Genomic DNA, 12,957 nt, shown 5'->3' on the forward strand with positions numbered 1-12,957 from the left:
CTTAACGAGCCTTGAGGAAGCTGACGATCTCGGCCAGGGCGATATTCTGGCTGTCGCTGTCGGTACGGCCCTTGTACTCGACCACGCCCTCGTTGAGGCCGCGCTCACCCACCACCAGGCGATGGGGGATGCCGATCAGCTCCATGTCGGCGAACTTCACGCCGGGGCTGGTCTTCTTGTCCCGGTCATCCAGCAGCACGTCGAAGCCTGCTGCCTTCAGTTCGCCATAGAGGCGATCCGTGGCTTCCTTGACCGCGGCATTTTCGTATTTCATCGGTACCAGGGCGACCTGGAAGGGCGCCAGGGCGGCCGGCCAGCGAATACCGCGCTCGTCGTGGTTCTGCTCGATGGCGGCGGCTACCACACGGGATACGCCGATGCCGTAGCAACCCATGGTCAGGGTGGTCGGCTTACCTTCTTCACCCAGCACCGACAGCTTCATGGCCTCGCTGTACTTGGTGCCCAGTTGGAAGATGTGGCCCACTTCGATGCCGCGCTTGATCACCAGGGTGCCCTTGCCATCCGGGCTCGGATCGCCGGCGACCACGTTGCGCAGGTCGGCGACCTGCGGCAGCGGCAGATCACGCTCCCAGTTGACGCCGAAGTAGTGCTTGTCTTCCTGGTTGGCGCCGATGCCGAAGTCGCTCATCAGGGCGACCGAGCGATCGACGATGCAGGGAATCGGCAGGTTCATCGGGCCCAGGGAGCCGGGGCTCGCGCCGATGGCGGCACGGATCTCGGGCTCGGTGGCGAATACCAGGGGGCTCGCCACCTCAGGCAGGTTGGCCGCCTTGATCTCGTTGAGTTCATGATCGCCGCGCACCACCAGGGCGACCAGCTTGCCTTCCTCGGCACCGCGGACCACCAGGGTCTTCACGGTCTTCTCGATGGCCAGGCCGAATTTTTCCACCAGATCGGCGATGGTCTTGGTCTCGGGGGTATCGACCAGACGCAGCTCCTCGGTAGCGGCGCCACGGGCGGTTTCCCGCGGCAGGGCCTCGGCCTTTTCGATGTTGGCCGCGTAGTCGGAGCTGTCGCTGAAGGCGATGTCATCCTCACCGGAACTGGCCAGCACGTGGAATTCGTGGGAGCCGCTGCCGCCGATGGAGCCATTGTCCGCTTGCACTGGACGGAAGTTCAGGCCCAGGCGGCTGAAGACGTTGCAGTACGCCTGGTACATGGCGTCGTAGGTTTCCTGCAGCGAAGCCTGGTTGAGGTGGAAGGAGTAGGCATCCTTCATCACGAACTCGCGACCGCGCATCAGGCCGAAGCGCGGACGGATCTCGTCGCGGAACTTGGTCTGGATCTGGTACAGGTTGATCGGTAACTGCTTGTAGCTGTTCAGCTCGTTGCGCATCAGATCGGTGATGACTTCCTCGTGGGTCGGACCCACGCAGAAATCACGCTGGTGCCTATCCTTCAGGCGCAGCAGCTCGGGGCCGTATTGCTCCCAGCGACCGGACTCCTGCCACAACTCGGCCGGCTGGATCGCCGGCATCAGCACTTCCAGGGCACCGGTGGCGTTCATTTCCTCGCGGACCACGGCTTCCACCTTGCGCAGCACGCGCAGGCCCAGCGGCAGCCAGGTATAGAGACCCGAGGCCAGCTTGCGGATCATGCCGGCGCGCAGCAGCAACTGGTGGCTGATCACCACGGCATCGGAAGGAGTTTCTTTGAGAGTGGACAGCAGGAAGTGACTGGTACGCATGGCTAGGCGGTCTGTCGGCATCGAGACGGGACCGGCATTGTACGGCGGGGTGGGGCAGGGCGTACAGGGAGTCGGTCTAGGCCGGAAAAGCAACAGCCCGGCATTCGCCGGGCTGTTGGATCGTACGAGAAGCGCTGTACCTTACAGGATGCTCAGCGGGTACTCGGTGATCAGGCGGAACTCGTTGATGGTGCCGCTACCACCAGTGCCGGTGCTGGCATCACCACGGTGCCAGGCCTGGCGAACGCGGAAGGACAGATCCTTGGCCGGACCACTTTGGATCTTGTACTTGACTTCGACGTCGGTCTCGCGCTCTTTGTCACCATCTTCGTAGAAGCCGGCGTAGGCGGTGTTGATGCTCGGGGCGTCAATGCCGGAACCGTAGATATAACGAGCCATGAAGCTCAGGCCAGGAACGCCCAGAGTAGCCATGTTCAGGTCGTAACGAGCCTGCCAGGATTTCTCGCCAGGTGCGTTGAAGTCGGACCACTGGACCGAGTTTGCCAGGAAGATACTGTCGCCACCACTACCGGTATTCGTGCCTTTTCCACCTGCTGCGACATAGTCGAACGGAGTGTCACCGTTGACCTTCTGATAGGCCAGGGTAAAGGTGTGGGCGTCGATGCTGTAAGCAGCGGCCAGCGAGAAGGCATTGTTGGTGAAGTCACCCAGCTTGGCGCTGCCTGCGTCCTTCGAGTAGTAGTAGTTCAGGTCGAAGGTCAGCGACTGGTTGGCGCTTAGCGGCTGAACATAATTCAAGTTGCCATAGTACTGATTCCACAGATCTTCCAGGCGACCGTAGTACAGCGACGCGCTCAGCTGATCGTTGAAATTGTACTTGCCACCCAGGTAGTCGCCGTAGCCGGCGGTATAGCCAGAGGCGTACGCTGCACCTAGGTTACCATCGTGGTAGGTGTCGGTACGGTCACGCGCAGCAGTGAAGTAGCCGGCTTCCAGGAACAGGTTCTTGACTTCTTCACTAGTCAGCATGAAGCCGGTAGCGGTCTGCGGAAACAGACGGCTGCCACCTACGGCGAAGACCGGAGAGGTGGGCTGCAAATTGCCGTACTTCAGTACGGTGTTGGAGACACGCATCTTAACGGCAGCGCCAGCGGTGGAGTATTCGTCTTTCTGGGAGCCGTTATTTTCGGTAGGCAGGTTGCCGCTGCCAGCATGACCTGCACCACCGTCAAGCTTCAAGCCCAGGTAACCGAATGCATCGACACCAACGCCGACGGTGCCTTGAGTAAAGCCAGACGCATAATTCAGCAGAAAGCCTTGCGACCAGCTACGGGGATCGTGAGCTTGCTTGGCGCCCTGGGCGTTGCGCTCACGAACTGCGGTGCTGCGGTTGAAGTAGTAGTTACGGTTCAGCAGATTCAGCGTGCTGTCTTCAACGAAGCCCTTGGATTCGGACTGTTGATCGGCGAATGCCATTTGAGTGGTCCCTGCGGCTACTGCCAGGGCGATAACGCTCCACTTCATCGCTTGCATCAGAAATGCTCCTTTGGGTTGAGGATCAGCCATCGTGTCAGCCGTGGCTGTTTGTTCTAATGGCGGCACATATAGCACCTCTCTTGGAGAGGCGATAGGTTTTATCAAAAAATTGCATCGAATCGACGAATTAGCCACTCCTCTTAAGAAACGTCCTTAAGAGTTCCCGGCCTGATCGGTCTTTGCACGGAAATCGTCATAGCAAAAAGCGTGCACAAATCACCGCTTGCAACGCTGCGCCTTCTGCCATTCGCGTTCACCAAGTCGTAAGCAAGAGTTTTAGCAAGGGGTGTTGCACCTTTATGACACTGAAGGTTTCACTAACCAACAATTCTGCACAATTTTAGTGCGGGCTGGATTTGGCAGGAGATGAGATGTTCCAACTCGATTCACGACTGGTTGGCGATACCCTGGAAGTGGCGTCCTTGAGGCTCTGCCAGGTTTTGCTACTGAACGATCGCCGTTATGACTGGCTGGTACTGGTGCCGCACAGAGAGGGTGTTACCGAGTTCCTCGACCTGGCACCGGATGATCAGCAACAACTGTGGCAAGAAGTGACACTTGTGGCTCAGGTGTTGCGTAACGCACAGCCGGGTTACAAATTGAATGTCGGGGCCTTGGGTAACGTCGTCAGACAATTGCATGTGCATCTGGTCCTGCGTTGCGAGGAAGACCCGGCGTGGCCAGGGCCTGTCTGGGGACATTCACCCCGTGAGCCCTATGCTGATGAAGCAGGACAAGAAGCGGTGGGTCGTTGGCGGGCCTTGCTCGAACGGGAGATGCAGGCATGACGCTCGAAGAACGTATCGCCGAACTCGAGATACGGCAGGCCTTTCAGGATGACACCATCCAGGCGCTCAATGACGTCATCGTCGAGCAGCAGAAAGCCTTGGATCGCTATGCCGCCCAGATCCGGATACTGGCGGAGCGCCAGGCCGAATTGCAGACCGCGGGTGGTGGTGGTTCGCCGGATGAGGCACCGCCACCGCACTACTGAGACCCGGTCCGCAGCTGAATCTTGTTGTCGCCATGGCGTACGTGCGTGCTCGCCGTTGGCGGCTACTCTAGCGCTACTGCATTGTTGCACTTTTTTGGTGCAGTCCGGCCTCGTCCCCTGTGGAACTCGCTCCGGGAGAGGCCTGTCCTCTGCGGAGCGAAGCCCACAGCACCTTCAGGACGGAGTACGGTTATGGCGTTTTTCACCGCTGCCAGCCAAGCGGATTTCCAACAACAACTCAAGAATGCCCTCGCGACCCATGTCGAAGGGACTACCCTCGGCCAACTGGAGCTTTTCACTGCCCAGTTCTTCGGTATCGTCCCGCTGGAGGAACTGACCCAGCGCCGTCTTTCCGATCTGGTCGGTTGTGTGCTGTCGGCTTGGCGACTGCTGGATGTCTTCGAGCCCCAGGAGCCGCGGGTACAGGTGTTCAATCCGGATTACGAGCGGCATGGTTGGCAATCGAGCCACACCGTGGTCGAGGTGCTGCATGCGGATTCGCCGTTCCTGGTGGATTCGGTGCGCATGGAACTCAATCGTCAGGGCTACAGCGTCCATACCCTACAAAACAGCGTGCTCAGCGTGCGACGGGACGCCGAGGGTCGCCTGGTCGAGTTGCTGCCCAAGGGGCAACACGGCGAGGGAGTCACGCGCGAGGCGCTGATGTTCCTCGAGATCGATCGCTGCGGGACCGCCACTGAGCTGCGCGCACTGGAGGCGGCGCTACGGGAGATCCTCGGCGAGGTAGAGCTGGCGGTGGGAGACTTCGCCGCCATGAAGGCCAAGGTCGCCGACGTGCTGGTCTGGCTGGACGAGCGTCCGGTGGGCGTCGAAGAGGGCGAGCTGGCTGAGGTCAAGGCCTTCCTCGACTGGCTGCGCAACGACCGATTCACCTTTCTCGGCTATGAAGAGTTCACCATTGAAGGGGAGGGCGAGACGGCGGTGCAACGCTATGCCGCCGACTCCCTGCTAGGCCTGTCGCGTCGTCTGCGTGGCCGTCCCGAGACCGCCGCGGTGAGCCTTTCCGGCGAGCCCTTGCGTTACCTGCGCGAGCCGGTGCTGCTGTCCTTCGCCAAGGCCGCCGATCCCAGTCGCGTGCACCGGCCGGCCTATCCCGATTTCGTTTCGCTGCGGGAAGTGGATGCCAGTGGCCGGGTGGTACGCGAGCATCGCTTCATGGGGCTCTATACCTCCAGTGTCTACAACGACAGCGTGCGCGAGATTCCCTACATCCGCCGCAAGGTCGACGAGGTACGGCGCCGCGCCGACTTCGACAGCAGTGCCCACCTGGGCAAGGAGCTGGCCCAGGTTCTCGAAGGCCTGCCCCGGGACGATCTGTTCCAGACCCCGGTGGACGAGCTGTTCAGTACCGCCATGGCCATCGTGCAGATTCAGGAGCGCAGCAAGGTGCGCGTCTTCCTGCGCCGCGATCCCTATGGCCAGTTCTTCTATTGCCTGGCCTATGTGCCACGTGACATCTATTCCACCGAAGTTCGCCAGCGCATGCAGCAGATCCTCATGGATCGCCTGCATGGCACCGACTGCGAGTTCTGGACCTTCTTCTCCGAATCGGTGCTGGCCAGGGTGCAGTTCATCCTGCGCGTTGATCCGCTACAGCCACAGGACGCCGATCCGGCGCGTCTGGAGCAGGAGATGGTGCAGGCCTGCCGCAGCTGGAAGGATGACTTCGCCAGCCTGATGGTGGACAGCTTCGGCGAAGCCCAGGGCACCTCCATCCTGGCCGACTACCCGCTGGGCTTCCCGGCCGGTTATCGCGAGCGCTTCGCCCCGCACCTGGCGGTGGTGGACATGCGCCATCTGCTGGCCCTGAGCGACGAGCGCAGCCTGGCCATGGGCTTTTACCAGCCGCTGACCCAGACCGGCGACAACATCCTGCATTGCAAGCTCTACCACGCCGATACGCCCCTGGCGTTGTCGGATGTGCTGCCGATTCTGGAAAACCTCGGCTTGCGCGTGCTCGGTGAATTCCCCTACGAGCTGCGGCATCGCAACGGTCGCCGCTATTGGATCCATGATTTCGCCTTCACCACCGTGGCAGGTCTGGAGCTGGATCTACAACAGCTCAACGACACCTTCCAGGACGCCTTCGTCCAGGTGGTGGAAGGCCAGGCGGAAAACGATAGCTTCAACCGCCTGGTGCTCACCGCCGGATTGCCTTGGCGTGACGTGGCGGTGCTGCGTGCCTATGCCCGTTATCTGAAGCAGATTCGTATCGGCTTCGACATCGGTTACATCGCCGCCACCCTCAACGCCCACGTCGACATCGCCCGGGAACTGGTGCGGCTGTTCCGCATGAAGTTCTACCTGGCACGGCGCATGACCAGCGAAGACCTGGACGACAAGCAGCAGCGCCTGGAGCAGGCCATCCTCAGCGCGCTCGACGACGTCGCGGTGCTCAACGAGGACCGCATCCTGCGGCGCTACCTGGATCTGATCAAGGCGACCCTGAGGACCAACGTCTTCCAGCCCGACGCCGCCGGCAAGGCCAAGGCCTACTTCAGCTTCAAGCTCGATCCCAAGGCCATTCCCGAGTTGCCGCGGCCAGTGCCGCGCTACGAGATCTTCGTCTACAGCCCGCGGGTGGAAGGGGTGCATCTGAGATTCGGCAACGTCGCCCGCGGTGGCCTGCGCTGGTCGGATCGCGAGGAAGACTACCGCACCGAGGTGCTCGGCCTGGTCAAGGCGCAACAGGTGAAGAACTCGGTGATCGTGCCGGTGGGCGCCAAGGGTGGCTTCGTACCCCGCCGCCTGCCGACGGGCGGCTCGCGCGATGACATCCAGGCCGAGGCCATCGCTTGCTACCGCACCTTCATCAGCGGCCTGCTGGACATCACCGACAACCTGAAGGAGGGGGAGGTAGTACCGCCTGCCGCGGTGGTGCGCTACGACCATGACGATCCCTATCTGGTGGTGGCGGCCGACAAGGGCACCGCGACCTTTTCCGACATCGCCAACGGCATCGCGCGTGACTATGGCTTCTGGCTCGACGACGCCTTCGCGTCCGGTGGCTCGGCGGGTTACGACCACAAGAAGATGGGCATCACCTCCCGTGGCGCCTGGGTCAGCGTGCAGCGCCACTTCCGCGAGCGCGGTATCGATGTGCAGACCGATCCGGTGACGGTGCTGGGCATCGGCGACATGGCCGGCGACGTCTTCGGCAACGGTCTGCTGCGGTCGCGCAGTCTGCAACTGGTGGCGGCCTTCAACCACCTGCACATCTTCATCGATCCTAATCCGGACGCCGAGCGCAGCTATGTCGAACGCGAGAGACTGTTCAACCTGCCGCGCTCCAGCTGGACCGACTACGACGCCAGTCTGATCTCTCAGGGCGGCGGCATCTTCCCGCGCAGCGCCAAGCGCATCGCCATCAGCCCCGAGATGAAGGCGCGCTTCGCTCTGCAGGCCGATCACCTGACGCCCAACGAGTTGATCCATGCGCTGCTCAAGGCGCCCGTGGACCTGATCTGGAATGGCGGCATCGGCACCTATGTCAAGGCCAGCTTCGAAAGCCACGCCGACATCGGCGACAAGGCCAACGACGCCCTGCGGGTGGATGGCTGCGACCTGCGCGCCAAGGTGGTGGGCGAGGGTGGCAACCTGGGCATGAGTCAGCTGGCGCGGGTGGAATTCGGTCTGCATGGCGGTGCCTGCAACACCGACTTCATCGACAACGCCGGCGGCGTGGACTGCTCCGACCATGAGGTCAACATCAAGATCCTGCTGGGCGACGTGGTCTCCGCGGGCGACATGACCGTCAAGCAGCGCAACACCCTGATGGTGGAGATGACCGACGAAGTCGGCGAGCTGGTGGTCGCCAACAACTATATGCAGACCGGTGCGCTGTCCCTCGCCGAATACCGGGCGCGCACCCATCTGGCCGAGTACCAGCGGCTGATCGTGGATCTCGAAGGCCGTGGCAAGTTGGACCGCACCCTCGAATTCCTGCCCAGCGACGAGGTGCTGGCCGAGCGCGCGGCCAAGGAACAGGGCCTGACCCGGGCCGAACTGTCGGTGCTGATCTCCTACAGCAAGATCGATCTCAAGGAGCAGTTGCTCGCCTCCTCGGTACCGGACGACGACTATCTCGCGCGCGATATGCAGGGGGCCTTCCCGAAGCGGCTCACCGAGCAATTCCCCGAGGCGATGGCACGGCATCGCCTCAAGCGCGAGATCGTCGCCAACCAGATCGCCAACGACCTGATCAACCACATGGGCATTACCTTCGTGCAGCGCCTGCGCGAATCCACCGGCATGAGCGCCGCGGATGTCGCCCGGGCCTACGTGGTCATGCGCGATGTCCTGCACCTGCCGCACTGGTGGCGGCAGGTGGAAGCCCTGGATCACCTGGTGCCGGCCGAGTTGCAACTGCGCCTCATGAGCGAGCTGATGCGCCTGGGGCGGCGGGCTACCCGCTGGTTCCTGCGCAGTCACCGCAGCGGCCTGGATGCCGGGGCCGCAGCGGCCTTCTTCGGGCCGCGCATCGCGGCACTGGGGGTGCGCCTGGACGAACTGTTGCAGGGGGAGCCGCGCCAGGACTGGGAAGAGCGCTTCCGGGCCTATACCGAGGCGGGCGTGCCCGAGTTGCTGGCGCGGGTCGTGGCCGGGACCAACCACATCTATACTCTGCTGCCGGTGATCCAGGCGGCGGACGTCACCGCCCAGGATCCGCTGGAAGTAGCCGCCACCTGGTTCGCGGCGGGCGATGTGCTGGATCTGACCTGGTATCAGCAGCAGCTCAACCAGCTGCCGGTCGCCAACGCCTGGCAGGCGCTGGCTCGCGAGGCCTTCCGCGACGAGGTGGACGTACAGCAGCGCTCCATCACCATTGGCATGCTCAATCTGGGCGAAGCCTCCAGCGATCCGGAGGCGCGGCTGTCGCTGTGGCTGGAGCAGCATCGGGCGGCGGTGGAACGCTGGCGTGGTCTGCTGGTGGATCTGCGTAACGCCAGTGGTCAGGACTATGCGATGTACAGCGTTGCCAGTCGTGAACTGGCGGACCTGGCCAGCAGCAGCGCCTGACCTGGGGCGGCGCTATCGCTGGCTATCGATAGCGCCTTAGGTTCTGTACGAAAAGTCGCCGAGCGAAGGTCAGGCGAGGCGAAAAAGGCTGAGGAAGCGGAGTTTACGAGTGGTAAATGAGCATTCCGAAGCCTTTTTCAACGAAGCATCACCGAGCGTAGGCATTTTTCGTACAGAACCTAGCTAGGTGATGAAAGGGCAGCGTACCTGAGGTGCGCTGCCTTTTTCTTTGCGCAAAGGAGAGGGCGCGCTACTTGGCCAGCGCTTGCAAGCCCTGCAACAGTGCCTGATGGAAACGCTCCGGCGCCTGCATCTGGGGGGCGTGGCCGAGGTCGTCGAATTCCACCAGGGTCGCATGGGGAATGCGCTTGGCTGCGGCTCTGCCCAGTTCCGGGTAGTGGCCCAGGCGTGCCTTCACCTCTGGTGGCGCCGCGTCCTTGCCAATGGCGGTGGTGTCGCGCTGGCCGATCAGCAGCAGGGTGGGCATGTGCAGCTGGTCGAATTCGTACACCACTGGCTGGGTGTAGATCATGTCGTAGAGCAGTGCCGAGTTCCAGGCGACCCTTTGCTTGCCCGGGCCTGCATTGAGGCCTGCCAGCATGTCTACCCAACGCTCGTAGCGCGGTGACCATTGGCCCGCATAGTAGGTGGTGCGTTCATAGTCGCGAATGCCCGCCGCCGAGGTTTTCAGTTCCCGTGCGTACCACTGGTCCACGCTGCGATAGGGCACGCCCAGCGCCTTCCAGTCTTCCAGGCCGATGGGATTGACCAGCACCAGTTGTTCGGTGGTATCCGGATAGAGCAGGGCGTAGCGGGTCGCCAACATACCGCCCGTCGAATGGCCGATCAGGGTGACCTTGGCGATACCCAGATGGTCGAGCAGGGCGTGGGTGTTCGCCGCCAATTGCTGGAAGCTGTATTAATAATGCGCCGGCTTGGTGGATTTGCAGAAGCCGATCTGATCGGGCGCGACCACGCGATAGCCGGCGGCGCTCAGCGTGCGAATGCTGTCCGCCCAGGTGCCGGCGCAGAAGTTCTTGCCGTGCAGCAGGACCACTGTACGGCCGTTCGCCCGACCGGTGGGCGCTACGTCAAGATAGGCCATTTCCAGCGGTTGCTGCTGGGACTGGAAGGCGAATTGCCGCACCGGGAAGTCATAGTCGAAACCTTCCAGGCGTTCACCGTAGGCAGTGGCAGCCACGACGAGCGGGCTTGCGAGCAGGGCGGCCAGTGGCAGAGCGAGACGCAGGGACATGGGCGAGATCCGATCCTAAAACAGCTCCGACCGGGTGGCGCCGACGAAGATTCCAGATCGGTCCCGGCCGTTGTGTCGCAGTCGATGTCGAAGCGAGGATTCATGCCGTATCGCTTCGCCTCCCGTGTCGGGTCTGATAGGCTGGCAGGACGCTTTTTCGTTCATGCGCACCTCCTTCATGCGCTTCTTTCCGATTACATGAGGTTTCCGGTTTGGCGCTTGAGTCCCCTTCCACGACGCAGCCCGATGCACTGGCCGACTGCGCCAATGAGCCGATCCATATTCCCGGCAGTATTCAGGAGCATGGCTTCCTGTTCGCCGTGGAAGAGCCGGATCTGCGCATCGTCCAGGCCAGCGCCAACGTGCGCGAGTACCTGGGTGTGGCGGTGGAAGAGGTGCTCGGTCGAACCCTGGGTGAATTGCTGCCGCGTATGGATCTGCCCGCCATGATCGCGGCGCTGGATCAGGAAGAGCAGAACCCTTCCTATCTGGGAGATGTGACCCTCGGTCCGCGGGACCAGGTCTTCGCCCTGTTCATGCACCGCTTCGAAAAGGTGCTGATCGTCGAATTCGAGGCGCCGGTGGACAGCAGTCTGGGCCTCAATACCCTGTATCCCATGGTGCGGGTGTTCATCGAACAACTGCATCAGGCGGAAACGGTCGAGGCCATCGCCAAGCTGGCGGTCCACGAGGCCAAGCGCATCTCTGGCTTCGATCACGCCATGATCTATCGCTTCGACGAAGACGGTCACGGTCAGGTACTGGCCGAGGAGCGTGATCCGGGCGTGCCCAGCTACCTGGGCCTGAGGTTTCCGGCATCGGACATCCCCGCCCAGGCGCGGCGGCTGTATCTGGCCAACCGCATCCGGGTGATCGGTAATGCCTACTACCAGCCCTCGCCGTTGCAGCCGCAAGACAATCCGCTGACAGGCCAGCCATTGGACCTGAGCTTCGCCCACCTGCGCAGCGTATCGCCGGTGCACCTGCAGTACATGAGGAACATGGGGACCCTGGCCTCGATGTCCGTGTCCATTGTGGTCGGCGACCGGCTCTGGGGGCTGGTGCTCTGCCATGATCGCCAGCCGCAGCGAGTGTCCTTCCAGACGCGCACCGCCTGCGAGCTGTTCGGCCGGGTGCTGTCCCTGCAACTTGACGCCGCCGAGACCCATGCCGAGTCCGACCGACGTCTCGCCTTGCGCCAGTCCATGGTGCAACTGCTGTCGAGCATGGCGGATCGCGACAGCGTCTGTCAGGGCCTGCTCGACCTGCCGCAGGTCTATCTGGATTTCGCCAGGGCCCAGGGCGCGGCCATCATTTCCTCGGATGGCACCGAACTGATCGGTCAGACGCCGCCGCGTGAACAGGTAGACGAGTTGATCGAGTGGTTGTCGACCAACGTCAAGGATCACTATGCGACCGACAACGTGGCCAAGGACATCGCCGAGCTGCCCAAGCTGGCCCAGTATGCCGCTGGCGTTCTCGCCGTACCCATCTCCGAGCTGCATTCCCACTACCTGATCTGGTTCCGCGCCGAACTCGTCCAGGTGGTGAACTGGGCTGGGCGCCCAACCAAGCAGGAGAGCGACGACGGCCGGCTCTCGCCGCGGCAGAGTTTCGTGCTCTGGCAGGAGACCGTGCGTGGCTTTTCGCTGCCCTGGTCGGCACTGGAAGTGGAGAGTGCGCTCGAATTACGCAGTGCGGTCCGCGGTATCGTGCTGCGCAAGGCGGAAGAGATGGCCGAGCTGGCCGAAGAACTGCAGCGCAGCAACAAGGAGTTGGCGGCCTTCTCCTACAGCGTGTCCCACGATCTGCGAGCACCGTTGCGTCACATCGCCGGTTATGCCGAGCTGCTCGGCGATATCGAGGGCGGCAAGCTGTCCGAGCGGGGGCGGCGCTTCCTCGAGAACATCGGTTCCTCCGCCCGTTTCGCCGGTAGCCTGGTCGATAACCTGCTGAGTTTCTCGCAGATGGGCCGGGCCGCGATCCGCTATTCCGACGTGAACCTCACGGCGCTGGTGGAGGCCATCCGCGAAGAGATGGCGCCGGACTATGCCGATCGCCAGGTGGAGTGGCGGGTTGGCGATTTACCCGTGGTGATCGCCGATGCGGCCTTCGTCCATCTCGCCTTGCGCAATCTGCTGGCCAATGCCATCAAGTACAGTCGCTACGCGGATCCCGCAGTGATCGAAATCGGCACCCAGCCGAGCGAGTCCGAGGACATCGTCTTCGTGCGTGACAACGGCGTCGGCTTCAATATGGATTACGTGGGCAAGCTGTTCGGGGTCTTCCAGCGTCTGCACCATGTCGACGAATTCGAGGGCGTCGGCATTGGCCTGGCCAGCGTGCGTCGCATCATCGAACGTCATGACGGCCGCGTCTGGGCCGAAGGCGCCGTGGGCGAGGGCGCTACCTTCTATTTCGCCTTACCCAAACAACGACCGTCGCCGGTACACAAAAGGTAGT

The 12,957-nt window shown here is 62.4% G+C and carries 6 protein-coding genes and 1 pseudogene; 4 read left to right on the forward strand and 3 right to left on the reverse strand.

Annotated elements, in window-relative coordinates:
* Position 1 precedes the first annotated feature (1 nt).
* Positions 2-1,708 (reverse strand): proline--tRNA ligase, encoded by a 1,707-nt coding sequence (locus CCZ28_RS23360; protein WP_140221108.1) that lies wholly within the window; start codon positions 1,706-1,708, stop codon positions 2-4.
* 141 nt (positions 1,709-1,849) lie between these two features.
* The gene (locus CCZ28_RS23365; RefSeq protein WP_140221109.1) at positions 1,850-3,202 is read right to left on the reverse strand and encodes an OprD family porin; all 1,353 of its coding nucleotides are present in this window, start codon (positions 3,200-3,202) and stop codon (positions 1,850-1,852) included.
* A gap of 374 nt (positions 3,203-3,576) precedes the next feature.
* On the opposite strand from CCZ28_RS23365, the gene CCZ28_RS23370 reads away from it, so the two are divergent.
* The 3 genes from CCZ28_RS23370 to CCZ28_RS23380 all read left to right on the forward strand — a co-directional run bounded on the left by CCZ28_RS23370 (position 3,577) and on the right by CCZ28_RS23380 (position 9,239).
* Positions 3,577-3,993: an HIT domain-containing protein gene (locus tag CCZ28_RS23370; protein ID WP_140221110.1), complete on the forward strand. Its 417-nt coding sequence runs from the start codon at positions 3,577-3,579 to the stop codon at positions 3,991-3,993.
* The gene (locus tag CCZ28_RS23375; protein ID WP_140221111.1) at positions 3,990-4,199 is read left to right on the forward strand and encodes a SlyX family protein; all 210 of its coding nucleotides are present in this window, start codon (positions 3,990-3,992) and stop codon (positions 4,197-4,199) included. Before CCZ28_RS23370 ends, CCZ28_RS23375 begins: the two co-directional genes overlap by 4 nt.
* 192 nt (positions 4,200-4,391) lie before the next feature.
* Positions 4,392-9,239: an NAD-glutamate dehydrogenase gene (locus CCZ28_RS23380; RefSeq protein ID WP_140221112.1), complete on the forward strand. Its 4,848-nt coding sequence runs from the start codon at positions 4,392-4,394 to the stop codon at positions 9,237-9,239.
* A gap of 250 nt (positions 9,240-9,489) precedes the next feature.
* On the opposite strand, the pseudogene CCZ28_RS23385 reads toward CCZ28_RS23380, so the two are convergent.
* Positions 9,490-10,494 (reverse strand): annotated as a pseudogene (locus CCZ28_RS23385) (alpha/beta fold hydrolase).
* 212 nt (positions 10,495-10,706) lie between these two features.
* Here CCZ28_RS23385 and CCZ28_RS23390 point away from each other — a divergent pair.
* Complete coding sequence (locus tag CCZ28_RS23390) at positions 10,707-12,956, forward strand: ATP-binding protein (protein ID WP_140221113.1); 2,250 nt, start codon at positions 10,707-10,709, stop codon at positions 12,954-12,956.
* Position 12,957: the final 1 nt, after the last annotated feature.

This window comes from Pseudomonas oryzihabitans (assembly GCF_006384975.1).
In the GTDB taxonomy this organism is placed as follows: Bacteria; Pseudomonadota; Gammaproteobacteria; order Pseudomonadales; family Pseudomonadaceae; genus Chryseomonas; species Chryseomonas psychrotolerans_B.